Annotated in this window: 22 protein-coding genes; 5 read left to right on the forward strand and 17 right to left on the reverse strand. The window is 67.1% G+C overall.

From position 1 onward, the window contains the following. Positions 1–7: 7 nt before the first annotated feature. Both ACFXJL_RS21855 and ACFXJL_RS21860 read left to right on the forward strand, forming a co-directional pair. Positions 8–1,903 carry an ABC transporter ATP-binding protein gene (locus ACFXJL_RS21855; RefSeq protein ID WP_384694827.1) on the forward strand — a complete coding sequence of 632 codons (1,896 nt, stop codon included), beginning with the start codon at positions 8–10 and terminating at the stop codon, positions 1,901–1,903. 340 nt (positions 1,904–2,243) lie between these two features. Continuing rightward, a complete protein-coding gene (locus tag ACFXJL_RS21860) occupies positions 2,244–2,759 on the forward strand; it encodes a hypothetical protein (RefSeq protein ID WP_384694830.1) in 516 nt (171 codons plus the stop codon). 102 nt (positions 2,760–2,861) lie between these two features. Here the strand turns inward: ACFXJL_RS21860 and ACFXJL_RS21865 are convergent, their stop codons facing one another. From ACFXJL_RS21865 to ACFXJL_RS21945, 17 genes are all read right to left on the reverse strand, one after another. Then, entirely contained in the window at positions 2,862–3,629 is a 768-nt protein-coding gene (locus ACFXJL_RS21865) for an aminoglycoside adenylyltransferase family protein (RefSeq protein ID WP_384694831.1), read from the reverse strand. Positions 3,630–3,867: 238 nt separating this feature from the next. Further along, complete coding sequence (locus tag ACFXJL_RS21870; protein WP_358879661.1) at positions 3,868–4,155, reverse strand: muconolactone Delta-isomerase family protein; 288 nt, start codon at positions 4,153–4,155, stop codon at positions 3,868–3,870. Positions 4,156–4,218: 63 nt separating this feature from the next. After that, the gene (locus ACFXJL_RS21875; protein ID WP_384694834.1) at positions 4,219–5,700 is read right to left on the reverse strand and encodes an aldehyde dehydrogenase; all 1,482 of its coding nucleotides are present in this window, start codon (positions 5,698–5,700) and stop codon (positions 4,219–4,221) included. Further along, positions 5,697–6,734 (reverse strand): ABC transporter ATP-binding protein, encoded by a 1,038-nt coding sequence (locus tag ACFXJL_RS21880; protein ID WP_384638402.1) that lies wholly within the window; start codon positions 6,732–6,734, stop codon positions 5,697–5,699. Before ACFXJL_RS21880 ends, ACFXJL_RS21875 begins: the two co-directional genes overlap by 4 nt. Then, positions 6,731–7,753, reverse strand: a complete 1,023-nt coding sequence (locus tag ACFXJL_RS21885; RefSeq protein ID WP_358879658.1) for an ABC transporter ATP-binding protein — start codon at positions 7,751–7,753, stop codon at positions 6,731–6,733. Before ACFXJL_RS21885 ends, ACFXJL_RS21880 begins: the two co-directional genes overlap by 4 nt. A gap of 14 nt (positions 7,754–7,767) precedes the next feature. Beyond that, positions 7,768–8,715 carry an ABC transporter permease gene (locus tag ACFXJL_RS21890; RefSeq protein WP_329025275.1) on the reverse strand — a complete coding sequence of 316 codons (948 nt, stop codon included), beginning with the start codon at positions 8,713–8,715 and terminating at the stop codon, positions 7,768–7,770. A gap of 19 nt (positions 8,716–8,734) precedes the next feature. Beyond that, positions 8,735–9,682, reverse strand: coding sequence for an ABC transporter permease (locus ACFXJL_RS21895; RefSeq protein WP_358879657.1), 948 nt, complete (start codon positions 9,680–9,682; stop codon positions 8,735–8,737). Positions 9,683–9,695: 13 nt separating this feature from the next. Beyond that, complete coding sequence (locus tag ACFXJL_RS21900) at positions 9,696–11,348, reverse strand: ABC transporter substrate-binding protein (RefSeq protein WP_358879656.1); 1,653 nt, start codon at positions 11,346–11,348, stop codon at positions 9,696–9,698. Then, positions 11,345–12,952 (reverse strand): NAD(P)/FAD-dependent oxidoreductase, encoded by a 1,608-nt coding sequence (locus ACFXJL_RS21905; protein ID WP_358879655.1) that lies wholly within the window; start codon positions 12,950–12,952, stop codon positions 11,345–11,347. Before ACFXJL_RS21905 ends, ACFXJL_RS21900 begins: the two co-directional genes overlap by 4 nt. 44 nt (positions 12,953–12,996) lie before the next feature. Next, on the reverse strand, positions 12,997–13,980 hold the full coding sequence (locus ACFXJL_RS21910) for a membrane dipeptidase (RefSeq protein WP_384694839.1): 984 nt from the start codon (positions 13,978–13,980) through the stop codon (positions 12,997–12,999). A 49-nt stretch (positions 13,981–14,029) separates the two neighbouring features. Further along, positions 14,030–14,749 (reverse strand): aspartate/glutamate racemase family protein, encoded by a 720-nt coding sequence (locus ACFXJL_RS21915; RefSeq protein ID WP_329025285.1) that lies wholly within the window; start codon positions 14,747–14,749, stop codon positions 14,030–14,032. 679 nt (positions 14,750–15,428) lie between these two features. Beyond that, positions 15,429–16,274 (reverse strand): IclR family transcriptional regulator, encoded by an 846-nt coding sequence (locus tag ACFXJL_RS21920; protein ID WP_384638392.1) that lies wholly within the window; start codon positions 16,272–16,274, stop codon positions 15,429–15,431. 784 nt (positions 16,275–17,058) lie between these two features. Then, positions 17,059–19,680: an aminotransferase class III-fold pyridoxal phosphate-dependent enzyme gene (locus tag ACFXJL_RS21925; RefSeq protein WP_384694843.1), complete on the reverse strand. Its 2,622-nt coding sequence runs from the start codon at positions 19,678–19,680 to the stop codon at positions 17,059–17,061. A gap of 19 nt (positions 19,681–19,699) precedes the next feature. Continuing rightward, positions 19,700–20,746 carry a 3-oxoacyl-[acyl-carrier-protein] synthase III C-terminal domain-containing protein gene (locus tag ACFXJL_RS21930; protein WP_384694845.1) on the reverse strand — a complete coding sequence of 349 codons (1,047 nt, stop codon included), beginning with the start codon at positions 20,744–20,746 and terminating at the stop codon, positions 19,700–19,702. A 157-nt stretch (positions 20,747–20,903) separates the two neighbouring features. After that, positions 20,904–22,244 (reverse strand): cytochrome P450, encoded by a 1,341-nt coding sequence (locus ACFXJL_RS21935; protein WP_384694848.1) that lies wholly within the window; start codon positions 22,242–22,244, stop codon positions 20,904–20,906. A gap of 212 nt (positions 22,245–22,456) precedes the next feature. Continuing rightward, positions 22,457–23,434 carry a 3-oxoacyl-ACP synthase III family protein gene (locus ACFXJL_RS21940; protein WP_384694851.1) on the reverse strand — a complete coding sequence of 326 codons (978 nt, stop codon included), beginning with the start codon at positions 23,432–23,434 and terminating at the stop codon, positions 22,457–22,459. Then, positions 23,431–23,682, reverse strand: a complete 252-nt coding sequence (locus ACFXJL_RS21945) for an acyl carrier protein (RefSeq protein ID WP_384638380.1) — start codon at positions 23,680–23,682, stop codon at positions 23,431–23,433. Before ACFXJL_RS21945 ends, ACFXJL_RS21940 begins: the two co-directional genes overlap by 4 nt. 219 nt (positions 23,683–23,901) lie before the next feature. On the opposite strand from ACFXJL_RS21945, the gene ACFXJL_RS21950 reads away from it, so the two are divergent. The 3 genes from ACFXJL_RS21950 to ACFXJL_RS21960 all read left to right on the forward strand — a co-directional run bounded on the left by ACFXJL_RS21950 (position 23,902) and on the right by ACFXJL_RS21960 (position 25,580). After that, on the forward strand, positions 23,902–24,102 hold the full coding sequence (locus tag ACFXJL_RS21950; protein WP_384694855.1) for a hypothetical protein: 201 nt from the start codon (positions 23,902–23,904) through the stop codon (positions 24,100–24,102). Position 24,103: 1 nt separating this feature from the next. Continuing rightward, entirely contained in the window at positions 24,104–24,532 is a 429-nt protein-coding gene (locus ACFXJL_RS21955) for an ester cyclase (protein ID WP_384694858.1), read from the forward strand. Positions 24,533–24,671: 139 nt separating this feature from the next. Continuing rightward, positions 24,672–25,580, forward strand: coding sequence for a LysR family transcriptional regulator (locus ACFXJL_RS21960; protein WP_384694861.1), 909 nt, complete (start codon positions 24,672–24,674; stop codon positions 25,578–25,580). Positions 25,581–25,793: the final 213 nt, after the last annotated feature.

Consider the following 25,793-nt stretch of genomic DNA (forward strand, 5'->3'; position numbering starts at 1 on the left):
CGTGCTCATGAGCATCGAAGTCACCGCTTGGACACAGGTCCAGTCCGTCGTCAACGCCCAGCAGGAACGGCGCCCCTTCGCCCGTGCCACGCTGCGCCGCATCGCCGCCTTCGCCCGTCCGCACCGTCGTCGCATCCTCCAGTTTGTGCTGCTCAGCGTCCTCACCGCACTGCTCGCGGTGGCCACACCCGTGCTGGCCGGACGCGTCGTCAATGTCATCGTCTCCGGTGGCGAATCGAGAATCGTCGTCCAACTTGCCCTGCTCATCGCGGTGATAGCGGTCGCCGAAGCCGCCCTCGGCCTGGTGGAACGCTGGCTCTCCGCCACCCTCGGCGAAGGATTGATCCTCGATCTGCGACGTGCCGTCTTCGACCACGTACAACGGATGCCCGTCGCCTTCTTCACCCGCACCCGCACCGGAGCGCTGGTCAGCCGGCTCAACAACGATGTGATCGGTGCCCAACGGGCCTTCAGCAACACCCTGTCCAGTGTGGTGAGCGACCTGGTCACCCTGGTGCTCACACTCGTCGTCATGCTCACCCTGTCCTGGCAGATCACCCTGCTCGCGCTGGTCCTGCTACCGGTGTTCGTGGTGCCCGCTCGACTGATGGGCACCCGGATGGCACGGCTACGGCGCGAGGCGTCCCAACTGGACGCGGCCATGGGCACCCGGATGACCGAGCGGTTCTCCGCACCGGGCGCGACCCTGGTCAAGCTGTTCGGACGGCCGGGAGACGAGTCGCGTGAATTCGCCGCCCGCGCGGATCGGGTGCGTGACATCGGCGTCCGCACCTCCCTCGCCTACTCCGCCTTCGTCACCGCGCTCACCCTGGTCTCCGCCCTAGCCCTCGCACTCGTCTACGGCCTCGGTGGCTACTACGCCCTGCGGGGCAGTCTGGAACCCGGCGCCGTCGTCTCCCTCGCACTGCTCCTGACCCGGCTGTACGCACCCCTGACGACCCTGGCCGGTGCACGCGTCGAGGTGATGAGCGCACTCGTCAGCTTTGAGCGGGTCTTCGAGGTCCTCGACCTCAAGCCGCTGATCGAAGAGAAGACGGACGCACGGCCGGTGCCCGACGGACCGGTGTCGGTGGAGTTCCACGATGTGCGGTTCAGCTACCCCTCCGCGGACAAGGTGTCCCTCGCATCACTGGAGGAGACCGCCGCCCTCGACACCCGAGGTGGCGAAGAGGTCCTGCGGGGGATCTCCTTCCGGGTGGAGCCGGGGCAGACCGTGGCCCTCGTTGGTTCCTCAGGGGCGGGCAAGTCCACCCTGGCCAGCCTGCTGCCTCGGCTGTACGACGTGGACGAAGGCGCGGTCCGCATCGGTGGGGTCGACGTGCGCGATCTCTCGGCCGAATCCCTGCGCTCCACCCTGGGCATGGTGACCCAGGACGGGCACCTCTTCCATGAATCCGTGCGCGACAATCTGCTTCTCGCCCGGCCCGGGGCGTCCGAGGACGACCTCTGGGACGCACTGCGCCGCGCTCGGCTCGACCAGTTGGTACGGGCACTGCCCGAGGGCCTCGACACGATCGTCGGGGAGCGCGGCTACCGTCTGTCGGGCGGTGAGCGCCAACGGATGACGATCGCCCGGCTGCTGCTGGCCAGGCAGCGCGTCGTCATCCTCGACGAGGCCACCGCCCATCTCGACAACACCTCGGAAGCGGCGGTGCAGGCGGCGCTCGCCGAAGCCCTGGAGGACCGTACCGCCGTGGTGATCGCCCATCGGCTGTCGACGGTACGCGCTGCGGATCTGATCCTGGTCGTGGAGGGAGGACGCATCGTCGAACGCGGCACTCACGAGAGCCTGTTGGCACTGGAGGGCCGGTACGCGGAGCTGTACCGGACACAGTTCGCCGAGTCCGGGGAGCGGTCAGCCGGATCCCGTGCACTGGTGTGACCGTGCGGCAACCCTTCGTACCCCGGCCATGGACCTCGGGCCGGGGTACGAAGGGTTGCCGCACCGCCGGCCAACCGCGGTGGGGCTGCGGCCCGGGGGAAGCGCGCTGCACCAGCCGACTTCTCGCCGTTGCCCATGTACGACATCGGTCATGATGTGCGGACACCCAGGGATGAATTCACCTACGGACATCGCATGGTGTGGCCGAGTTCCGGTGGACGGTTCCTGACGCATCGTCGGGCAATGATCTGTCGCCCTGGTCGTTCGATCCGTACAACAGGGGACACCGCTCGTCGATTCCGTTCTTTGGGGGGAACCAATGAATCCAAACCGGCGCCCGATGTCCTTCGGGCTCCTGGCCGTGGTGTTGCTCACCGTGCAACTGCTGACCGGCTGTGGCGACGACGGCGGTGGAGACGGTTCGGACGGAGACACATCGGTGTCGTCATCCGCACCCGACACGACGGGCGGTTCCTCCTCCGACACCTCGGTGGACAGCGGCAGCGCCAGTGACACCGACAGCAGCGACACCAGCGGCGCGGATGCCGCCGATGAGCCGGTGGGGAACTGCGCCTCCTACACACTGCCCGCCTCCGACCAGTCCCCGAAGGCATTCTCCGACGGCACCAACACCATCGAGCTGCGTCGCGGCTACTCCGTATCGGCCCAGGTGGTGGAGGCGACATCCGCTGACGGCCGCTACAGCGGCGAGTTCAGCCTGATGAGCGGCGAAGCGTCCTTCTACGACGGTCAGGTGACGGTCTCCATCGAGTACGAGTTGGTCACCGGACTCGATGGACAGATCACCAGTGAACCGGTGCAGAAGGCGAAGGTGTGCGGCTGGAGCGAACAGTGACCCCTGGCACAACCTCGTACCATTTGGCACAACCCCGTACCCCTGGCACAACCCCGTGCACCCGTCACCGCTCGTGTCCCCACCTCGGACGAAGGTGCTCGATCACCGCTCGGCCGCGTCGTCGACCAGCGTGTTGATGGCCTGGACGATCCGTGCCGCGAACGGCTCCAACTGCGCCGTGAAATCGCCCCAGTGCTCCTCGGTGTCTCCCCGGTACACCGCGCATGCATGGACGAGTACGGGCCGGTGATCGGACGGCAGCCGCGGGAGTGCCCAGTCGGCCGCGGCCTCCTTGGAACCGATGGTGCCGGTCTCCAGGGTCAACCAGATTCGGGCGAGGGTGAGAACCACATTGCGTGTGTCGGAGTGCAGTTCGTCGAGCAACTCGGGCACCCCCGCCACCAGCGCCTTGACGATGTCCTCACGCGGGACGGGCGGGAGGACCTCTCCCGGTGACGGACCGGACAACGGACTGTCAGCCTGGAGCACCATCGTGATCAGCAGGGCGAGATCGGGGTCCGACGTCGGCGAGGGAGTCCAACCGTCCTCGTAGGAGTCGCGCAACCACTCGCCGTACTGGAACTCCCGCCGCGGCGGATAGCGCCACGGCCGCACATCGGACCGTACGGCGACGGTGAGTTCCACGGGGCGTACACCGGTTCGGGCGTCGGGGCTCGACAGGAGGAGCAGACCGTCGACCAACTCCCGCCGCTCGGCGTCCGTGGTCCGCTCGGCGATGAGTACGAACACATCGACATCGCTGTGTGGACGCAACCCGCCGAGCACCGCGGAACCGTGGGAGTACACACCGACGACCCGAGGGCCGAGCACCCGGTGGACCAGGGTGATGACGTCGCTCGTCTGGGACAAGCCGAACCCCTCCTTCGTACGCACTCGGCGCCGCGCTGCTCGGGCGCGCGGCCCGTTGACACAAGGAAGGGCAGATCGTAGACAGCGGGCCGGCCCCGAACAAGCGGATTCACCGGGGTGCGGACAGCCGTCGACGAACACTCGCATGCGAACGGGTGGTGCGTGAGTGATCGTGGAGCGGGTGCGGGCGACTGCGACACGGCGGGACACAGCCGCCCGCACCACGCTCCGTGCGATCTCAGGCCACCGGTCCCGGATCAACCGGATGGGTGGCCATGGCGTGGACGGTGACGTCCATCCACGGCCACACCGGCAGGGAGGAGATGATGGTGTGCATCTCGGTGGGATCCGCGGCCCGCCAGAGTCCCCAGTTCTCCGTGCGCCCGGGTACGCGCCACATGCGCACCAGATGCCCTGCATCCACGAGTTCGGCCGCCCGCAGGCGTTCGGCCTCGGAGATCGACTCCTTGCGCTCGGGCTCCATGCCATCGGGCCATGAGATCCGGATGTTGACGAGGAACTCCATCGGTACTTCCTTACTGTTCGGTGTCGGGAGAGGGGCGACGGCACGGTGCCGTGCTGGCCGTGGTCAGTCGCCGAAGGGGTCCGCCGGTGTGCCGTGCTCGGTGATGACGGACTTCGTCTGGAGGAACTCGGCGACCGCCTCGACGCCGTTCTCACGCCCGATGCCGGACTGCTTGTAGCCGCCGAACGGCACGCTCCAGTGCAGCAGACGGTAGGTGTTCACCCAGACCACACCGGCCTCCAAGCGTTTGGCCACCCGGTGCGCCCGCGCACTGTCCGCGGTCCAGAAGCCCGCTGCCAGCCCGAACTCCACGGAGTTGGCGATCGCGACGGCCTCGTCCTCGGTGTCGAACGGATGGACGGTGACCACCGGGCCGAACACCTCTTCACGGCAGACCGCGAGCTCTCGATCCGCGTCGACCAGCACGGTCGGCTCGTACCAGAATCCGGCCTCCGCATCGGCGACGGTGGCCCGTCGACCGCCCGTTGCCGCCTTGGCCCCGCGGCTCAGGGCGTCGTCGACCAGGGATTCGATGCGTTCCACCGCCGCGGCCGAAGCCACCGGTCCGATGTGGGTGCGGGGATCACGCGGATCGCCGACGCGCAGCCGCGCCACCGCGTCCACATAGCGGGTGAGGAACTCCTCGTACACCTCGCGCTGGACGAGGATGCGGGAGCCCGCCACACAGGTCTGCCCGGCTGCCGAGAAGGCGCCCTGCCGGGCGGCGATGACGGCGGCGTCGAGATCTCCGTCGGCGAAGACGATGTGTGCCGACTTCCCGCCCGCCTCACAGACGTAACGTTTCATCTGAGCTGCCGCCTGCGCACCGAGAGTCCTGGCGACCGCGGTGCTCCCCGTGAAGGTCACCATCGCGACATCGGGGTGCTGGACCAGCCGCTGCCCCTCTTCCGCACCGCCGATCACCACACTGACCACCCCGGGCGGGAATCCCGCTTCCAACGCCAGTTCGGCGAGCCGGACGGAGGACGCCGGAGCCTGCGGCGGGGGCTTGAGGATCACCGTGTTGCCCGCGGCCAGGGCGGGCGCGAGCTTCCACGAGCCCAGTGAGAGGGCGCCGTTGAACGGCGTGAGCGCGGCCACCACTCCCAACGGTTCATGGGTGATCAGGGCCGCGGCGGTACCGCTGAGCGGACGGGAGCGACTCTCCAGGGTTTCGGCCGCCGCCGCGAAGTAGCGGTACCAACGGGCCAGCGCGCCCACTTCACCGCGGGTGGCCGCCAACGGTTTGCCGTTGGCCAGGGTCTCCAACGACGCCAGTTCATCGGTGTGGGTGACCAGTACGTCCCCGAGGCGGTACAGCAGATCGGCGCGGGCGTGCGCCGGGAGCCCTCCCCAGGACGGTGCGAGGAACGCCTCACGGGCGCCGCGGACCGCGTCGTCGACGGCGTCGGGATCCTGGTGCGCCCGGGCCCAGACCGCTCCCGTCGCCGGATCGACCAGGGGCACGACGGTCCCGGCGGGTGCCCGGCGTCGGCCTTGCGTGTGCGAGGTGTAGTCCTCGGCGGTGGGGGTGGGGGAGGTCATGGCGCGGGGGTCCTTTCCAGGGACAGGGCTTCGCGAACGGCCGGTGTGTCGAAGTGGTGGCAGGCCACGGTGTGGCCCGAGGTGCCGACGGACACCTGCGGGGGCGAGTCACCCTCACGGCACACGTCGGTGGCGAAGGGACACGACCGCTGAAAGCGACATCCCGCCAGCGGAGCGGCGGGGTCCGGCGGTTCTGCGCGGGTTCGTATGCCGCTTCTGAGGCCGGGGGAGCGCGGGTCGGGAACCGGAACGGCACCGAGCAGCGCATGGGTGTACGGATGGCGCGGCGCGGAGAACAACTCGTCGCACGGAGCGCTCTCCATGATCTTCCCGCCGTACATCACCACGACCTGGTCGGAGATGTGCCGCACCACGCTCATGTCGTGGGAGATGAAGAGGAAGCTGACGTCGCGGTCCCGACGCAGGTCCTTGAGCAGATTGACGATCTGCCCCTGGATGCTGACGTCGAGGGCGGAGACGATCTCGTCGCAGACGATGAAGCGGGGCTCCACCGCCAGCGCACGGGCTATCGCCGCACGTTGCCGCTGCCCGCCGGAGAGTTCGTGCGGATAGCGATCGGCGAGTTCGGGACGGATGCCCACCTGACCCAGCAGTTCCTCGACCCGCTCCGAGACCGCTTCCCGGTCGACCGTGCGGTGCACGGTGATGACCTCGCGGATCATCGCTCGTATGGTCATCCGGGGGTTGAGGCTCGCGTACGGGTCCTGGTAGACGATCTGGGCCAGCCGTGGGAGCCGTTTGTCGCGACGGAGTTCGGCGAGTTCTTCGCCCTCCACCCGGACCCGCCCCGAGGCGATCGGCGACAGTCCGACCAGGGCGCGTCCCGTGGTCGTCTTCCCGCTGCCGCTCTCCCCGACGATGGTGACGATGCTCCGTGCGGGGACGGTGAAGGACACCCCGTCGACGGCGTGCGCGGTGCCGGTCACCCGGCGCAGCACTCCGGTGCGGATCGGGAAGCGAACCGCCAGGTCCTCGACGACGACGGCGTCGGCCGGGGATGTCTCGGTTGTCATGCGCTCTCTCCTCGGTCAGCCGCACCGACGAGCGCCGGGGAGGTGAACGGGCAGCGGACGTAGTGCCCGGGGACTGCCTCGGCCGGGCGCAGGAGCGGAGGTACGGACTCCGCGCACTCGGAGCGGGCGACCGAGCAACGGGGCTGGAACGCGCAGCCCGGCGGGGGTGCGGCGGGGTCGGGCGGAAACCCGGGGATCGCGGGGAGGTGTTCCACGCGGTCGCGGTCCATCCGCGGGATCGATTCCATCAGGGCGCGGGTGTAGGGGTGGCTGGGCGTGTCGAACAGCGCCGTGGTGGGTGCCAGCTCCACGATCCGTCCCGCGTACATCACGGCGATGCGATCGGTGATGCCGGCGACCACACCCAGATCGTGGGTGATGAGGATCAGCGCCATCTGGAGCTCCTTGCGGAGCCGGTCGATGAGTTGGAGCACCTGCGACTGGATGGTGACGTCGAGCGCGGTGGTGGGCTCGTCCGCGATCAGGACCTGGGGGTTGCGACTGATCGCCATCGCGATCAGTACCCGCTGGCGCATTCCACCGGACAGTTCGTGCGGATGGTTGCGCAGTCGCTCACGGGCCGAAGGAAGGCCCACCATGTCCAGGAGCTCGGCACACCGCTCGGCTGCGGCCCGCCGGCTGAACCCGTCGTAGTGGATGAGGGGTTCGGCCATCTGGGCGCCGATGGTCATGGCGGGGTTGAGGGCGGACAGGGCGTCCTGGGAGACGAGTCCGATGCCCGAACCGCGGACCGCCCGCATCTGCCGCGGGGTGAGCGAGGTGAGGTCCTTGCCGTCGAAGTCGACACGGCCCGATATGTCGACTCCACTGCTCCCGAGCATGCGGAGCACGGCCAACATGGTCTGACTCTTGCCACAGCCCGACTCGCCGACGACTCCGAGCGACTCGCCCGCCGCCACGCTGAAGGACACGTCGCGCACGGTCTCCAGGGGGGTGCTGTGCCGTGCGTCCTGGCCGCGGTAGGCGACCTTGAGGTGCTCTACTTCCAAAATGGTCATGGTGATCCCTCCCTCTACGCCAGTTTGATCTTGGGGTTGAAGTACGCCTGGAGCACGTCGACCAGAAAGTTGATCAGTACGAATGCGATGGCGATGATCAGGATTCCGCCCTGGACGAGCGGGATGTCCCGGGTGGAGATGGCCTGGTGGAGCGCGAGTCCGATGCCGGGCCAGGAGAACACCGTCTCGGTCAGCACCGCGCCGCTCAGCAGGAAGCCCGCCTGGAGGCCGATGACGGTGATGACCGAAGGCATGGCGTTGGGCAGCACATGGCGGACGATGACGCGGAACTCGCCGACGCCACGGGACCTGGCGGTCCGCACATAGTCGTTGCCGATCACCTCAAGCACCGCCGAGCGGGTCATCCGTGCGATCACGGCGAGCGACCAGGCCGCGAGCGTGATCACCGGCAGCACCATGTGCGCGGCAACGTCCAGGGCACCGCCCCCACCGATCGAGGTCATCCCGGTGGCGGGAAGCACCCGCAACTGGAGGGAGAAGACGACGATCAGCACCAGTCCGAACCAGAACGAGGGTACGGAGTTGAAGAACAGGACCCCCACCGTCAGCCCGCGGTCACGGGCCGAACCCGGCTTCTGCGCGGCCCAGGTGCCGATCGCGACACCGACCACGGCCGCCACCACGATGGCGGTGCCGGAGAGCAGAACCGTGTTGAGCAGACGCTCGGACAGCACTTCCGAAACGGGTCGCCCGAAGGACAGCGAACGCCCCAGATCCCCGCTGAAGAGACTGCCGAGATAGCTGAAGTAGCGCGACAGCGCTGGCTCGTCGAGTCCGAGGTCCTCGCGGAGCGCCTGTCGGTCCTCTTCCGAGGAGCTCGGGCCCAGCAGTGCGCTCGCCTGGTCTCCGGGGATGATCTGGCCGAGGCCGAAGGTGGCGATGGTGACGCCCAGGATGACCGGGAGCATCTGTAGGGCGCGGCGCAGGGTGAAGGTCAGCATGCCGAATCTCCAGGACTGTTCATGACCGGCTCCACCGGGTCCGTAGCGTGGGCTTGCTTCCGCGTGCCGCCCGGGACTGCCGGGTGCGCGGGTCGAGGCGGTCGCGGATGCCGTCCCCGAGGAGGTTGAACCCGACCGCGAGCACCACGATCGCGAGACCGGGGATGGTGGCGACGTGTTGTGCCGTCACCAACAGGGCGCGCCCACCGCTGAGCATCTGTCCCCAGTCGGGGGTCGGGGGCTGGGCTCCGAGGCCCAGGAAGGCGAGGCTTGAGCTGAGGATGACGTTGCGACCGGTCTGGAGGGTGGCGAAGACGACCACACCGCCCAGGAGGTTGGGGGTGATGTGCCGCAGGGCGATGCGCAGATGTCCGTAGCCGAGGGCGCCGGCCGCCTCCACGTACTGCTCTTCGCGCAGGGCGACGACATAGCCCCTCACGATCCGTCCGAACTCCGGGACCGTCACCACGACCATCGCAATGATCATCGAGGTGATGCCGGGGCCGAGCGCGACGCTGATGCCCAGGGCGAGCAGGATGCCCGGGAACGAGAACATCACGTCGAAGATCCGCATCAGGGTGCTGTCGAGCCAGCCGCCCACATAGCCCGAGAGCAGTCCGAGACAGCCGCCGACCACCAGGGCCAGCAGCGTCGGCAGGACCGCGACCAGCAGGGCGAGCCTGGCCCCGTACATCAGTCGGCTGAGGATGTCCCGACCGACTTCGTCGGTGCCGAGCAGATGGCCGTCGCTGAAGGGTCCGAGACCGACCGACGACGGATTGGTGTCGAGGGGGTCGTACGGGGCGATGAGCGGCGCAAGGACGGCGACGAGGACGGTGGTGGCGACGATGACGCCACCGATGACGGCGGTGGCACGACCGCCTCCCGCGTTGACGCGGAACCGGTCCCGCCAGCGGGAACGCGTGGCCCCCGCAGTGTCGGGGCCGATTGCCACAGGGGCCTTCATGGCTGGTTTCTCCTCACCGACGGCGGATGGTGGTGTAGTCGATGTAGGCCGATGCGGCGGAGGTGACCCCGCTGACCTTGTGGCTCAGCAGCCGAGGCAATCGGTCCTGGTACAGGAAGAGCCAAGGGGCGTCCGATGCGATGTCGGCAGCGGCTTCCTGGTAGAGCGCCATGCGGCGGCTGTTGTCGGGCTCGGCGCGCGCACGGTCGAAGAGTGCGTCCACGTCGGTGTTGCGGTACCACCCGCGGTTGACCCCGTTGGGCGGATGGAGCTCACCGCTGAACATCCGCTCCAGGAAGTCCGCGGCGTCCGCACCGGTCGTCCAACCGTTGAAGGAGCCGTGGGTCTTTCCGTTGTACCCCTTGCCCTCCTCGGCGACCAGTGAGGCGAACTCCATGTACTGGAGCTCCAGTTGCACCCCCACCGCCTTGAGGTCCTGCTGCACCAACGACATGATCTCGGTGGCCTGGGAGAAGCCCGGTCCACTGTCGGGTGCGAGCAGCCTCAGCCGGATCGGTGTCTTCACCCCGCTCTCGCGGATGAGCTGCCGCGCCCGCTCGGGATCGTGGGCGTACGGTGCGTTCCCCGAGCTCGTGCGTGAGGCCGCTGCGGCGGAGTACGCCTCGTTGCCGCGCGGCAGGGGCCCCGTGGACGGTGTGACCTGCCCACCGGTGAGGGTGGCGATGGCCTTGCGGTCCACGGCGTAGTTCAGCGCCTGCCGGAAGGTGGTGTCATTGGTCGGGGCGATCTTCGTGTTGAGGCGCAGGAAGTACTGGTTCGCCGGTTCCGGGTACTGCACGGACATGATGTCGTCGTGGGTGAGCTGCTCCACCTGCTGGGCGCCCGCGCTGAGGATCGCATCGACCTCGCCGGTCTGGGCGGCAATCGCCAGCGTGGTGGGGTCGGTCACCGACTCGACGATGATGGAGGGGGCCTTCGGGGCTCCGCCCCAGTAGTCGGTGTTCCGCTCCATCTTGATCCGCTTGCCGTGGTCGGCGTGTCGTTGGGAGAAGGGACCCGTCCCCACCGGATGGAGGCCGATGTCATCGGGTCGGTGGTCGCGCAGGGCCTTGGGGCTGACGATCGACATGCGCCGATCGGTGAGCAGCCGGGGGAGACCCGCGTACGGACGGGTGAGCGTGAGGGACAGGGTGTGCGGGTCCGTGACGGCGACGCGTTCGATCCAACGGGTCAGGAACTTCATGTTCCCGCCGGCGGTCGCGTCGTAGACGTCCGCGTCCTCGTTCATGATCCGGTCGAAGTTCACCTTGACGGCCGTGGCGTCGAACGGGGTGCCGTCGGCGAAGGTGACGCCCTTGCGGAGGGCGAAGGTGTAGGTCAGAGCGTCCGGGGAGGTCTTCCAGGACTCGGCCAGGGCGGGACGGAGGGCGGGTGCCTGCTCCGTCGTACGGCCGAGGTCCTCGCGGATGAGGGGGTCGAAGAGGGCGTCGACGAGTCGAAGTCCCACCGTTCCCGAGAGCCGGTGCGGGTCCAGGGCGGGTATCTCGCCTTCGGCGCCGATGACCACGGTCTGGGGGTCGCGACCGAACCCGGGGTTCGTACTGCAACCGGTGAGCAGGACGGCGGCGACGACCGCGCAGCCGACAGCGCTGCGCAGACGTCGTGTGCGTGGGTGCGCCGACCCACTGCGGTGCGAAAGCCTCATGCTTGTCGCCTTTGCTTGTCGGAAAGGTCGCGGAGAATCGCGGTGGCCGCGTTCCTGCCGGGTGTTCCGGTGACATAGCCACCGGGCCAGGTCCCTCCGCCGGTGAGATAGAAACCGGCGAGAGGGGTGCGGTATCCGGCCAGGGCGGGATGGGGGCGGCTTCCGAAGAGGTTCTCCGGAAGCATGTCGCCGTGGGTGATGTTGCTTTCCACGAGCCCCAGTTCGCTTTCGATGTCGACCGGATTCATCAACCGGTAGTCGACGATGCGATCGGCGATGCCCGGCATCAGCTGTGAGAGTTCGTCGATGCACCGCCGACCGAATTCTTCGGTCCGCCGGCCGTCCCACTCCCCGTCATGCGGACGGTAGGGGGCGTGCCAGGCATTGACACTGATGAGATGGGTGTTTCCGGGCGTGAGTTCCGGGGAGGTGAGTGTGGGAATGAGACCCCACATCAACGGGTGCTCGGAAGGACGCCCCGACAGGGCGCCCGCAATGGACTCCTCGATGCGACCGAGTGAGGAACCGACACGGAATTGGCAGGCTCTCACCTGATCCGGATCGACACCGTCGGGAAGCCCCGCATAAGCGGGCAGCGAGTCGACTTCGAGGACCAGTTTGAAGGCCGATCCCCGCATCTCGGTGCCCGTCACCGCCTTCCGTACGGGAGCACCCATGGCCCCGTCGTCGAGCAGATCGCGGAACAGGTGCACGGGATTGACGGCCGCCACCACACGGTCGGCGGTCAATTCCTCGCCGGTCGATGTGACCACCCCGCGCGCACCTGCCGCGTCGTACAGTATTCGCTCCACCGCGGTGCCCGTGCGTATCTGCACGCCGTAGTGGCGACAGCACCCCTCCAACGCATCGATGATCGCGCTCATGGATCCGACCGGGAGACCGGTCGAGCCGCGCAGGGCGACCCGCTCGGCCGCGCCACCGGGATCCGTGCCCGCCGCCGCGGCAAGCGCGAACGGGCGCATCATCAGCCCGATGGCCGTTCCCGGGGCGGACGGCGAGACCAACTGCGCGTTCAGGGCGAGCAGCGCCAGCAGCGCCTTGGCCTGGTCGGACCTGAGGTGCTCGGCGAGCAGTCCGGACAGGCTGCCTTCGAAGACGGCGGTGAAGAGTTTGAGCTCATCGGGATCGGTCAGCCGCTCCCGTAGATCGCCCAGGGCGGGCGGCGGCTCGTCCAGCGATACGCCGAGGCTCGCGCCGAGGCGCTCCAGGGCGCTGATCAACCCCCGATAGCGGTCGGCCTCTCCCGGTGCGAACGCATCGAGTTGCCGGTCCACCAGCGACTGATCGCGCCAGCCGAGGAAGCACTCCCCGTCGAACTGCTGGACCACGGTCGGATCCGCCCGAACGAACCGAAGGCCGTACTCCGCGAGTCGCAGTTCCCGCACGACCGCCGGATTGAGCGAGCCCGGGGAGTTGGTGAACGAGAGGCTGCGCCCCGGTAGGAACTCATACGCTCCGCACGGACCGCCGAGGCCCGGGCGGGATTCGAGCACGGCGACGCTCAGCCCTGCCCGTCCCAGATAGGCCGCCGTCACGAGCCCGTTGTGACCGCCGCCGACGACCACCACATCAAACCGGTTCATGCCGGCTCCGCTCCTCTCCACGCCGATTCCCGAGCTCTTGGACATCAGCTCGGCGAACCGGCGGCAAATCCGTCGTCGAACATCCGCAGCCAATTGCCGCCGGAGATCTTCGTGACTTCGGACTCGCTGAATCCGCGCCTGCGCAGCTCCTCCAGAACGGGGCCGTATCCGCTGCCGGCGGCGAACCACTCGGGAAACTCCACGGGCCCGGATATCGGCACCATCGGCTTACGGCTCCAGCGGCCCTGACGCCACCAGTGGAGTTCCTCGTCGCCCTGCCCCGCGTAGTAGTCGGAGCCGAGACCGACATGGTCCACACCGATCAGTTCGACGGTGTAGGAGACCATGTCACAGAACTCGCCGATCGTGCACGCAATGCCCTGCGGGGCAATGCGCGGATACATGCTCAGACCCACCACCCCGCCCTTCTCCGCTGCCTTCTTCAGGACCGTGTCGGACTTGTTGCGGAAAGCGAGCTCGACGTTCTCGCCGACGAATTCCCTGGGGTTGGAGTGGGTGATCGCCACCGGGCGCTCCGACGCCTCCAGGGCTTCGAGGGAAGTGCGCTCATTGCAGTGCGAGATGTCGATGAGCATCCCGACCTGGTTCATCTCACGGATCAGATTGACGCCGTAGGTGCGGGAGAGCCCTGCGTCGTCGCCCTCCCAGCAGCCGGCACCCGCGGAGTTCTGGGTGTTGTAGGTCAGCTGGGCTATGCGGACGCCGGCCTGGTGGAAGGCACCGACCAGATCGAGGTCGTCCTCGAAGGGGCTGCTGTTCTGGAACCCGAGGACGATGGCGGTACGCCCGTCCTGATCGGCCGCGCGGATGTCGTCGCCGGAGCGTCCCTCACGGAGCAGATCGGTGTTCTCGGCGAGCAGCCGCTGCCAACGACCCACCTCGCGCATGGTCTCGGTGGAGTCCTCCCAGATCGCCACGGTGGCGTGAACTGCGGAGATGCCGGCAGTGTGCCACTCCTCAAAACGCTCGCGGGAGGGCTTGACGAACTGGAGTGCATCGATGAGCACGGATTACTTCCTCTGCTGGTCCGGTCGCAAGGGCTGGGGTCGGGAGTGCTTAGATTCGGCCGAGTCGGCCGAGCGTTGCGATCTCGTCGCGCAGACCGAGGTGGCGCAGTGCCTTCCACAACGACGCCTGGTTGCTGGTCACCACGGGTACACCGGTGTCCATCTCCAGGTAGGGCAGGATTTCGAAGGTCCGGTAGGTGCCGCAGGAGATCAGCAGGGCGTCCGCGTCCGGGGCCGCCTTGTGCAGGCGTCGCCCGAGCCGGTACGCACTGTCGGCGTCGTGCACGCTGGCCTCGTACGGATCGGTCATCTGGAGGCCCTCCATCACCGGCACCTCGAAGCCGAGCGCGGTGAGGTAGTCCCGCAGGGCCTCGTTGACCTCGTCGGTGTAGATGCTGCCGACGGCGACCGATGTGGCACCGACCGCGCGCAGGGCGTCGACGGTCGCCTGCATCATGGTGATCGCCGGGATGCCCGTTTCCTCGGTGATCTCGTCGGTGACCTTCTGGTCGGTGCCGGGGCCCGGGATGAAGGTGCCCGGTGCACCGCACTGCACGATCAGGTCCACCTTGGCGGTTGCGAGTTGCCGCGAGGCTTCGAGGACCTGACCCATCATCTCCTTGAGCCCTTCCGCATCGACCCGGGGGACGATGGTCCGGGCGTCGGCGAAGGCGACTCCGGTGGGAGCGACCGATCGCCACTCCTCTGCCCCCTCGATCGCGGTGGCCGGGCGGATCTGCCCGATTCGTGCACGCCAGCCGAGCATCATGGGAATCTCCTCAACATCGGAATATGTACGGAACTGTCCTAGCACCCGGCAGTGTGCCGCCCGGGTCGACGGAGTGACTGCATGACGTCCGGGCTATGGCTCCGGGTGTGGCTGGAACGCCCGATGGGCACCGGGATCAGCCGGTCCTCATTCGCCGTGTCCAGCGATCTGGGACAGTGGACCAGATCGTTTGGGACAACGTACCGACGGCTTTCGGCCAGGTCAATGGGTATGCCATGACGAACGTCGAACTCGTCCGTCGGGCGGGCCGTATCCGCTGTGTCGGCCGCAACCACGATCCGGACCACGATGAGAGAGCGTCACCAGGGGGACGACGGACTCACGGCAGGCGCGCCGACGGCCTGACAACACATCCGGCACAACACCCAGGGGTCCGCGTCGACGCGGAAGCCGGGCGGGGGAGCCGGCGCGGTCACGGCCTCCCTACGCGCAGGGAATCCTCACGACACAACGGCGTCGCCCACGGAACGCACCTGGGGCCTGAGGAGCAACCAGCACCGGTGACATCCGCACCCATCCCGCAAGCGGATGTCCCATGCCGGCGCAGCGCGGGGTCGAGCCCCGAAAATCAGTGTGTCCAACACCGGCAGGGGAGTATGACTCTCGATGCGCGGACGCCACACGACGCGTCAGGAAGAAGAAGAGGAGGAGGGGACGTCTAGCCGGGCTGACGCCAGTGAACGGCGATCTGCGTCGCCGCGGACCGCAGGGCCGGCACCAGATCCCGCATCCGCTGGTCGCTGAGCCGTGCCTCCGGGCCGTAGATGCTCAAGGCCGCGGTGATGTTCCCCTGGGTCCCGATGGGGACCGCGACTCCGCACCCACCGTTGATCCACTCGCCGCGGCTCACCGCGTATCCGAGGTCCCGGGCGGCGGCGATCCGATCGATGAGCTCCCGGGAGTCGGCTGCCGCGCCCGCGCCGCTCGCCTCGTGGGCCTGCACCAGCCGTTCCAACTCCGGCTCGGGCAGCATGGAGAGCAGAATGCGCCCCGTGGCGCCGGAGAAGAGGGAGTACGGGCGACCGACTCCGGTGATCAGACGCAGGGGTTGTGAACTCTCCGCCTCGAACACCGTCACCCGACGGCCGTCGACCACGGTGGACACGCAGGCCGTCTCGCCCGTCACCGCTGCGATCCGGGTCGTGGCCTCGGCAGCGGCGCCCACCAGATCGCTGTTGGCCGCGTGCTTCCAGGCGAGGGTGAGCGCTGCCGGCCCGATGACGTACTTCCGGGAGTGCTCCTCCAACACCGCGAGGCCCACCCGCTCCAAAGAGGCCAGGATCCGCTGGGTGGAGCTCTTGCTGATCACCAGGTCGCGACTCAGCTCACGGACGCCGCGGGGCCTGTCGGCCTCGGCGATCGCCTTGAGGACCAGAAGCGCGTGGTCCACGATCTGCACCGTGTTGGTGCTCGGCGCGATGGGTTCTTCCGCGGTGGGCGATGGCTCCGACTCGGGTCGCGGCCAGGCCGTCTCCGCAGGCTCCGACCCTGGTTCGGTCGCCATGGAGACCGGTTCCTCTCCCTGTGAACGACGGAAGCCCGTTGTGGGATCCGCGTAGCGAAGGCGCCCTCCGCTGTCGGACAGTGCCGTATCGAGTGATCGTTCGCGATTATCACACAGCGACCAGGAGGAGTCACTTCCGAGTGTTGGTACGAGCGGTCCCGCCGCTTGCACCGGAGCACGTCCCCGACTCCCGTGACCTGGTCGAAGCCCGGCCCGCTCCGAACGGCGTTCGACTCGGTGCCGTGCGAGCGCCCTGGACCGCGTGCAGCAGCCCGGGCGCGGACGAGGTCTGCGACCGTGTGTTCGGCCCGACGGCCGGGGCCTCCCCTATGCGATGGGTGGCGGTCCGGGCTTTCACATTTACCGGGGTGTCCGGGTGATCGCCACCGCCGGGCCGACGCGGGCCGCAGCCCCGGGGGAGATCGTCGCCCGGGTGACCGACTACGGCGACGGCATGGCCGAACGCGTCGCCGCACTGGCCGGAGGCCGCGTCGACCACGCCCTGGGACGGCTCAGACCGGCGGTCGGATCGACCACGCACACCAGCCCGGCCCGGGCGGCGGCTCGCTGTCGCCCTGGTGGAGCCGGCCGGAGACTCCGACCGCGTCCGCACCGTCTCGGACTTCGCCGCCGCAGCGGAGCTGGGGAACCCGACTGCCCGGATCGAGATGCGCTGGACCGGATGAGCGAGTTCGCCCGGCTGGCCGACGAAGGCGCTCTCGTCGTCGCACGTGTGGCTGTACCCGATCCCGCCCAGGGCACCTGGCGGAGTCACCTGGCGGAGTCAGAGTACGAAGAGCCCGTCGGCGAGCATTTCGTCGAGGCTTCTCTCAAAAGCGAGGGCGATCTGGTGCAGGTCCTCGGTGGTGTGGGCGGCGCTGATGAGAAAGCTGTGCAGTTCCGGCAGGTACACCCGGTGCTTGCGCATGTAGTAGGCGAGCGCGATGGTGGCTTTGAAGTTGCTGCCTGCCATGCGTTCTCGATAGAGCCTCGCTTCGCGATGGCTGAAGGTGAGCGAGAAGATGGAGTTGCGGGCATTGATCTTGCAGGCGATGTCGCGCTGACTCGTGGACTGGCGGAGCATGGCGGCGAGCCGTTGAGTCTTGTCATCCAACTGGGTGTAGAGCTGTGGGTTCGCGTCGAGGTGCCGTAGGACGGCTGTGCCCGCGGCGCAGGTCAGGGAGTTCCCGCTGAGTGTGCCGCCGGCGAAGACCTTGTTCTCGTAGTCGTAGAACGGGTCCTGGGAGCTCTTCGCCATGTCGATGAACGTCGCGCGGCCGACCACCGCACCGCACGGCAGGCCACCGCCGATCACTTTGCCGAGGCAGGTGAGGTCCGGGTGGATATCGACCAGGTTCTGAACTCCTCCGTAGGCGACCCGGAAGCCGCTGACCACCTCGTCGAAGATCAGGGGGATGTTCAGTTCGGTGCAGAGAGCTCGCAGTTCGGTGAGGAAGGGCACGTCGAGTGTGACCACCGAGGTCGGCATCGGTTCCAAGACCACGCAGGCCAGTTCCTCGGCGTGCTCACGCAGCCGCGTCAAACCGCACAGATCGCCGTACTGCAGTACCAGCGTGTTGTCGACCGTGTCGGGATCGGTGCCCAGCGATCCCGCGATGGGCTGCGGCCGGTCTGTTTCTCCGGAGAATCGAAACCAGGAACTCACCATGCCCTGGTCGGAGAAGCCGTGGTAGTGGCCCTCGAACTTGGCGACCTTGTTGCGCCGTCGATACCCGCGACACATCCGGATGGCGAACAGGATGGCCTCGGTGCCGGAATTGCACATCAGGGCCTTCTCCGCCGAGGGCAAGGATGCGACGAGCAGTTCGGCCAACTCGACTTCGTGGGGGTTGCCGATGCCGTTGACCAGTCCGTTCCCAAGACTCGCGGAGATCGCCGCGTTGATGGCGGGGTGCGCGTAGCCGAGTAGATGAGGACCGTATCCGCCGCAGAGGTCGAGGTATTCGTTGTCATCGAAGTCGCGCACCCGGCCGCCCGTCGCCTGCCGTACGAAGACGGGGAAGGCGCTCGGGAAGAAGTAGCGGTCGGCGTGGCCGGGGGCCACCAGTGTGTCGCGGGCACGTTCGCGTAGTTGCAGTGTGGCGGGCATCTGCCGGGCGAAGTCGGCTGCGAATCGACTCTCCACCTCTGCGCTCATGTAGGGGGAGTAGCGGTCGGTGAATTTGCGCGCGTTGGACCAGATGTCGATGTCGGGGTCGATCTGGGTGACGAAACCTTCGCTGGACAGAAAGACCAGCTCGACCTTGGTGAAATTGGTGGTGTACTGGGCATGGAAGTTCCCCAGCAGCTTCAGTACGTCGCCCACGTAGGCCATGGAAGACCACCGGGTCGAGCTGATGTCGAAGTGATGGCGCAGGATCTCCATCATGTGCCGGTCGTACTCGGTTCGTCGGGCTTCCAGCTCCGGGCTCGTCAGCACGAAGTGCCTGGTGAAGCGCTCACTCGCCAGGGTCCACTCCTTGCGGATACAGGCGTAGTAGAACGAGGAGAGCCCCCATTTCTCGTGCTCGCTCAGTTCCACGGTGACGCCGAAGTCGAGCAGTACCAACTCGCCGTCGGGGGTGAACAGGACGTTTCCCGGATGAGGATCTCCGTGGCTGAGTCCATGCATGTACAGCATGGTGTATACGACGTCCTGTAGCCGACGGGCCAGCCTCTCGCGCGGAAACCCGACCGTTTCGGCGCGGTTTCCCGGGATGCCGTCCATGTACTCCATGACGAGCATCCGCTCGGTCACCAGCTCCGGAAACACGGCAGGCACCCGCACATATGGGTGCTCGGCGAAGTTCGCGTGAATGCGCTGCTGCCGGCCTGCCTCGTGCTTCATGTCAGCCTGCGGCCGGAGTAGTCGCGCAAGCTCGTCGAAGCGTGTTGGAAGGTTGAGCCTCCGTGCCCGCGGCACAAGGCGGTGCACCAGTGTGACGAGTGCACCGAGGGTACGGAGGCTCTCCTCGATCTGTGCGGGAACTCCGTCCTTGACCAGTTTGACGGCCACCTTGCGTCCGTTGTGCAGATGGGCCACGTGCACCTGGGCCACTGACGCGCTGGCCACTGGCCGCAGTTCGAAGGCGCTGAAGCCGGATTCGAGTGAATCGCTCAGTTCCCGTTCGATCGCTCGGCGGGTGCGCTGCGGTGACATGTGTGGTGTCCGGTCGTGCAGACTCCGCAGTGTGCTCACCCACTCAGCCGGCAGCAGGTCCGAGCGGGTGGCGGCGATCTGGCCCATCTTGATGTAGAGCGGGCCCATGCGGGTCAGGAAGGTCAGGATGGCGTCGGCACGGCGCTGGTTGCGTGTCCCGGCACCGCGTGCGCGCACGCATGCAAACCCGTACTTGGCCGCACCTACCAGGATCGCAGAGGCCGCTTTGGCCAGGTGTGGCAACACGTCGGCTCCTGTTCGGTGGTCAGAGAACGAAGGTGAAGGCGCCGAAGGACATTCCCGCGCTGCCCACCAGACCGACCGCGCGCTGTCCTGGCCGCAATTGCCCGGTCTCGATGGCGGATGCGACAGCCGCTGGCACCGAGGCTGATACGACATTGCCGATCCGGTCGTACACATGGTGGATCACCGAGCCCAGCCCGATCGTGTCGGCGAAGTCCTGCCACAGGCGCTTGCTCGACGCGTGAGTGAACAATGCCGCCACTTCGTCGACCGGCGGGTTCAGCTGATCGAACACGGCCTGGACCTCGTCCCTGCCCACCTCGTGCATGTCGAAGCCGAAGGAGGTGAAGACACCGATGCCGTTGTGGGCCAGCTTGTCGGAGGGGTCGCAGTAGCCCTCGTAACCGTCGAGAGTGATGTTGCACAACGGCGCGAGCTCCGGCCGCGAAATGAAACGGAACCGCCATGGTTCGTTGGTGTCGTCCGCAGTGAGTACGGTGGCTGTTGCTGCCTCACCAAGCGTGTAGGCAGGCAGGGTTGATCTCAGATCCTCAAGGCGCTCAAGCCGAAACACATGAGGCACCACCGCCCCACCCCGGCTCACGGCGAACTCGGCATTGACGATCATGGCATTGCGGTACTGCCCGGTCCGGAACAGGGACTCCGCGAGCTGCACCGCCCTCGTCCAGCTCATACAGGCGTCGAGGATGTCGAAGCAGTGTGCGTTGCGCAGCCCGATGGCGGCTGCCGAGTGGTAAGCGCCTCCGGGCTCAAGGAATCCGCGCCCGACTCCCGTGTAGATCAATAGTTCGACCTGCTCAGGGCTGATGTCGGACTGAGCCATCGCGGAATCAGCAGCGGCGCGCAGTAGATCGATGGGTCGCTCGTCGGCGCCGAGCCAGTAGCGTGTGTCCGAGCCTGTGTAGCTCAGCAGATTGCCCACCTTGCGTTGCACCCTTTGCAGGTCACCGGTGAAGTGATCGGCACTGTGCTCGCCGATGAGTTCCAGGATGTCGGCGTTGGTGACCTTGCGAGAGGGAAGTGCGGCCGATACGGCACGGAGTTTCATTTCACAGCACTCCTGTTGTCCCTGAGAACCCCGGTGTCGGTCGTCGGGTGATCAGGTGATCGGTGGACTGTTGGGTAGTGGTGCACGCGCCGCGAGTGGTCTGCCCGACGGGCTGATCGTCAGGCGTTGGGGGACCCAACTGACCTGGTTCCGCGGGTCACGACGGTTCGTGGCTGACCTCGGAGAGTGGCCGCACGATGATTCGTGCGCCTTCTCCGGGCGAGATGGTGACGTTTCTGGCGATCGGCTTTTCGGGCTTCTCCAGATCGGTGGTGATGACACGGCTGGACAACAGCACCCGCAGGACCTCGGTGGCCTGCATCACAGACAGGTGCGCGCCGATGCAGCGGCGTGCACCACCACCGAAAGGGATGAATGCATGCGGGGGAATCTCGTCCTCGAGGAAGCGCTCGGGGCGAAACTCATCCGGTGCGCGGTAGTTCTCGGGGTCCGAGTGCACGACTCCGAGCATCGGCATCACGGTGGCTCCCTTGGGCAGCCGGAGACCGGCCAGCTCGACGTCCTCGGCCAGGGTCCAGATGGACTCGAAGATTGCCGGGCGCCGTCGCAGGGACTCCTTCACCACAGCTTCCAGATAGGCGGAGTCGTCGATGAGCGCGGCCCGGGTGGCATCCCTCGCCACCCGCGGATTGCGGGCCAGCTCGTGCAACGTCCAGGCCAATGCCGTGGCCGTGGGCTCGTGGCCCGCGAACAGCAGCGTCACGACCTGATCGCGAATCTCGACGGGGCGCAGCCGCTCCGCCCCCTCAAGACTGACCAGACGGGACAGGACATCCGTACGCTGTGCCAGGTCCGGTGCGGATCTCCGTCGCTCAATCGCCTGGTAGAGCAGCACGTCCATTCGGTCGAGCATTCTGGCCGCTCGTCTCCATGGCCACAAACGTCGTGCTTGAGGGCTGTTGAGCCCCATCAGGATCATGAGATCCACGACCGGAAGTCGTCCGACAAGCCGGTGCAGGCGCCCGTCGTCCGGGCTGTCATCGGCGCCGAGGACGACTCGCCAGATGATGTCGAGGATCAGCACGCGGCACCGGTCGAGGCTCTTGAAGGGCCTTCCGACGGGCCATCGAGCCAACTCTTGCTCGGTCAGCTCACGCACCGCGTCCTGGTAGCCGCGCACGGCGGCCTTGCCGAACAGTGGCGCCAGCGTCTTGCGTAGTCGCTGGTGATCGTCACCGTCCGAAGTGATCAGTGCGTGCTCGCCGAACACGGGCACCAGCACCCTATTGCCTTCACCGCCATGGAATCTGGACGGTGGTGAGCTGAACATGGCCCCGATGTGCTCCGCCTTGAAGACGAGGATCACGGGACCCCACGGGAAGACTTTTAACGCGACCACATCACCGTATTTGTCGCGCAGTCTGTTCGCCCATCGCTGGCGTTTCCAAGTGAAGATAACTGTCTGCACCGGCGATGGCAGGCGCGGACCGGGCGGTGGTGGCCCGTGTGCCTCGCCACTTTCGATCGTCCTGATCAACAAGTTACTGTGTCTCCCTTTTTGGATATCAGAGATCCCATCGACAGCTGTGCCACGGGTATGAACGAGGCGTGCGCCCTTTTGGTATGGCGCAGCGAGCGAGCAGAGGGGGGAGGCATCAGTCCGATGTGCCCCAGTCAGTACCAGCACTGGGCTCCATCAATTGTCGAATTGCTCCCGTGTCGCCGTTCGATCTCTGCCGGTGGATTCGTTCAGGGAAGGCGGACGGCTTGCCCGGCGTAGGCCAGACCAGAGCCGAATCCGACCAGCACTGCCCACTGGCCGGAGCGAGAAGGGCCGGTGCTCAGCAGCCGGTGCAAAGCCAACGGGACCGATGCGGAACTGGTGTTGCCCGTGAGCCGCACATCGTCGGCTACCGTCACGCTTTCGGGGAGGTGGAGGGCTTTGGCGATCTTTTGGATGAGTTTCCCGTTCGCCTGATGCGGGATGAACATGGCCACGTCATCCCAGCCGATACCGGTCACCGAGAGGATTTCACGCACAACGGCCGGCACGGTGGAGCAGGCCCAACGAGTGACCGCGAGACCGTCCATCTTCAACTCCGCTCGCAGGGAGCTGTTGTTGGCCTCGAACAGGGTCGGCCGCATTTCCAGGGCGGTCGCCCGGTCCCCGGCCGAGCCCCACACCACCGGCCCCACTCCGGGCGTTCCGTCTGTCGCGGTGACCAGGACTGCGCCCGCCCCGTCGGCGAAGACCGGGGCAGTGGCCCGATCGCTGGGGTTGACCATGTCGAGCATTCTGTCCGCGCCGACCACAAGCACCGTGTCGCAACTGCCGGCGACGATAAGCGATCTGGCCACATGCAGCGTGTAGCAGAATCCGGAACAGGCGATGTTGATGTCGAAGGCCGCCACCTGTAGGTCCAGTGCTGCGGCGACCTGAGGGGCGATGGCCGGACACAGTTGTGGATTGGTCGATGTCGCGACCAGAACGGCGCCCACCACGTCCGCTGACACGCCTGCGGTGGACAGCGCGTCCTGCGCGGCGTGGACGGCCATGGCGACCACCGAGTCGGTCGGTCCGGCCACACAGCGGGACTCCACACCGGTCCGTGACACGATCCACTCCCGGCTCACTCCCAGTTGCTCGGCTGTCGCCTGGGAATCCACCTGGGGTGGACGGTACGCGCCCGCGGCCACGATCCTGCACGATCGCCCCTCGATGGTCACAGATCCTTCCGTGTGCCGTGTGCCGCTACGAACTCCAACACCGCACGTGGGGTTCCCAGTTCTCCGGCCTGCGCATCGCTGATCTCGATCTGGTAGGTGTCGCTGATCGTCTCCACCATTTCCGCCCGTGCCAGCGAGTCGACGTCCAATTGGTCAAAGGTCTTGTCCAGATCGCTTTCTGAGAGTCTCACCACTCGGTCAGCTGGGTGGTTTTCGCCGTGCACAAGGGTGGTGATGAGCTTTTCCATTTCTGAGGGTGTCATGGAGTCTCCAATCTCGATGGGGAATCCTCGGGCATGCGTAGCCTGAACGCGCCTGCTTCATGACTTCATACGAAGCCGAGATGGGATCATCGTGTCCGTGACGCCCCATCGGCGGCTGCGCCTACCTTGTTCAGGATGCGACGACGTGAATCTGCGGTAAATGCTTGTCAGTCCATTTAAGATGCGTGAGAGTCCATTGTTTGCGTGCACGGCCGCATCCTGGCTCGCTCACCCAAGGCCCCGATGGGCCGGCCCGCGCTGTGTGCCGCCGGGAGTCTCAAGGGGATGTTCGACGGTGGTGCCCTCGACCGGTTTGACCTTGTCGCGACGTCATGGTTTGTACTGAGCCTCGTCCCGGCCGAAGTGCTCGCCGAGCACGCGGGCGATCCCCGAGAGGACCTTTGAGATGACCGCATCTGCGGACAGGAACATGGCCCTGATACGCACGGCATATCAGCTTGTGGAGAGCGGGGACCTAGAGGAGGCCGCTCAGCTGCTGACCGAGGACTTCATCGCCAACGTCCCCGGAAGCCCGGCGCCGCTGCGTGGCCGGGAGATATGGCGGCAGGGCACGAAGGTCATGAAGGACGCCTTCCCCGACCTGAAGATCGACGTCCAGGACATGTTCGGTGTCGATGACAAGGTGACAGTGCTGCTCCACATGCACGGCACGCACCTGGGTGTGTTCCAGCAGTTCGAGGCGACGGGCCGGCAGGTCGGATACCGAAGCGTCGAGGTCTATCGCTTCGATGGCCATCGGATCGCGGAGGAATGGGTCGCTCCGGACCTGCTCAGCCTGATGCAGCAGATCTCGCCAACTTCCACCGGCCACTGACGTCGGCCGGTCCTCACGTGCCCCGCCATGGGTCACGCAAGGCAACGGGAGGGACACAGGAGCCCGCTGGGAATGCGGACAAGACCAGGGTTGGCCTCACGACGCCCCTACCTGTACGGGGGGTTGCTAGCCTCCTGACATGGAGCTCCGCACACTTGAGTACTTCGTCGCGGTGGCGGAGGAGGGCTCGTTCACCAAGGCTGCGGCCCGGTGTCATGTCGTTCAGCCTGCGATCAGTCAGCAGATCCAGGGATTGGAGAAGGAGCTGGGCGAGCCGCTGTTTGAGCGGTTGCCCCGTCAGGTGGTCCTCACTTCGGGAGGCGCCGCTCTTCTGCCGCACGCCCGATCCTGTCTGGCCGCGGCTGCGGCAGCCGCACTGGAGTTCGCGGATCGGTCGGGGCTGCTCAGCGGCTCGCTCGCGCTGGGGACCGTCGGCGGTTTGGAAGGGACGTACATTCCCCGGCTGCTCGGGGAGTACCACCGCCGCTATCCCGGCGTTTCCGTGAGTCTCACCGGGGCGTCAAGCCCGTCCCTGCTGACGAAGGTCCGCGACGGGGGCATCGATGCTGCCGTGGTCGCATCCCCACCCGAGGGCCTGCCCGCATCCGTGGGGTCCCGGGTCCTCCTGGAGGACCGCATCGTCGCGGTCCTCCCCGCCGGAGGCAGGGCAGCGAACCGCCCGCTGCGCCTGCACGAGGCAGCTCGGAGTCCGTTGATCAGCTACGGCCCTGACAGCGGAGTCCATGCGTTCATCCGCGATGCCTTCGCGGCCAAGGCAATCCAGTTGGACATCGCGTACGCGACGAACGATGTGGCCCTTCAGATCGCCCTGGTAGCGGAAGGCGTCGGCATCGCCCTGACCTCCCACGCGAGTCCCGTTCTCACCGCTGATCCACGGTTCGTCGTCGTACCCCTGGAACCCGCCATCCGCTTGCGAAAGGTCTTCGTCTGGAGGCTGGGCCCACAACTCAGCGCGCCGCTGAGGACCATTCTCGACCTGTGGACCGAGCTGTCCGACGGGCCGACGCTCGCCGGAGCGACCACCTAGCTCCGCCTCGCTTCATCCCAGCCACGGGGCGCCAGGGCACCATCAGCACGGCCCGACCGGTCCCATCCAACGGTGGGTTGGAGGAAATCGCCAGGACCCGTGGACCCCCGGCGCCCACCCTCGGGGCGTAGGACCAGCAGTCACCGAGGCGCGTACGGCGATCCTCCCGCCAGGTCTTCGACGCGCAGTCGGCGCCGACCGGTCCCGGCACGC

The organism is Streptomyces sp. NPDC059256 (assembly GCF_042753785.1).
In the GTDB taxonomy this organism is placed as follows: domain Bacteria; phylum Actinomycetota; class Actinomycetes; order Streptomycetales; family Streptomycetaceae; genus Streptomyces.

What these genes read in the sequence shown, in the direction of transcription:
- ACFXJL_RS21855 (WP_384694827.1), top strand. Translation starts at nt 8, where the DNA reads ATGAGCATCGAAGTCACCGCTTGGACACAGGTCCAGTCCGTCGTCAAC.
- ACFXJL_RS21860 (WP_384694830.1), top strand. Translation starts at nt 2,244, where the DNA reads ATGTCCTTCGGGCTCCTGGCCGTGGTGTTGCTCACCGTGCAACTGCTG.
- ACFXJL_RS21870 (WP_358879661.1), bottom strand. Translation starts at nt 4,155, where the DNA reads ATGGAGTTCCTCGTCAACATCCGGATCTCATGGCCCGATGGCATGGAG.
- ACFXJL_RS21875 (WP_384694834.1), bottom strand. Translation starts at nt 5,700, where the DNA reads ATGACCTCCCCCACCCCCACCGCCGAGGACTACACCTCGCACACGCAA.
- ACFXJL_RS21880 (WP_384638402.1), bottom strand. Translation starts at nt 6,734, where the DNA reads ATGACAACCGAGACATCCCCGGCCGACGCCGTCGTCGTCGAGGACCTG.
- ACFXJL_RS21885 (WP_358879658.1), bottom strand. Translation starts at nt 7,753, where the DNA reads ATGACCATTTTGGAAGTAGAGCACCTCAAGGTCGCCTACCGCGGCCAG.
- ACFXJL_RS21890 (WP_329025275.1), bottom strand. Translation starts at nt 8,715, where the DNA reads ATGCTGACCTTCACCCTGCGCCGCGCCCTACAGATGCTCCCGGTCATC.
- ACFXJL_RS21895 (WP_358879657.1), bottom strand. Translation starts at nt 9,682, where the DNA reads ATGAAGGCCCCTGTGGCAATCGGCCCCGACACTGCGGGGGCCACGCGT.
- ACFXJL_RS21900 (WP_358879656.1), bottom strand. Translation starts at nt 11,348, where the DNA reads ATGAGGCTTTCGCACCGCAGTGGGTCGGCGCACCCACGCACACGACGT.
- ACFXJL_RS21905 (WP_358879655.1), bottom strand. Translation starts at nt 12,952, where the DNA reads ATGAACCGGTTTGATGTGGTGGTCGTCGGCGGCGGTCACAACGGGCTC.
- ACFXJL_RS21915 (WP_329025285.1), bottom strand. Translation starts at nt 14,749, where the DNA reads ATGATGCTCGGCTGGCGTGCACGAATCGGGCAGATCCGCCCGGCCACC.
- ACFXJL_RS21920 (WP_384638392.1), bottom strand. Translation starts at nt 16,274, where the DNA reads ATGGCGACCGAACCAGGGTCGGAGCCTGCGGAGACGGCCTGGCCGCGA.
- ACFXJL_RS21930 (WP_384694845.1), bottom strand. Translation starts at nt 20,746, where the DNA reads ATGAAACTCCGTGCCGTATCGGCCGCACTTCCCTCTCGCAAGGTCACC.
- ACFXJL_RS21945 (WP_384638380.1), bottom strand. Translation starts at nt 23,682, where the DNA reads ATGGAAAAGCTCATCACCACCCTTGTGCACGGCGAAAACCACCCAGCT.
- ACFXJL_RS21955 (WP_384694858.1), top strand. Translation starts at nt 24,104, where the DNA reads ATGACCGCATCTGCGGACAGGAACATGGCCCTGATACGCACGGCATAT.
- ACFXJL_RS21960 (WP_384694861.1), top strand. Translation starts at nt 24,672, where the DNA reads ATGGAGCTCCGCACACTTGAGTACTTCGTCGCGGTGGCGGAGGAGGGC.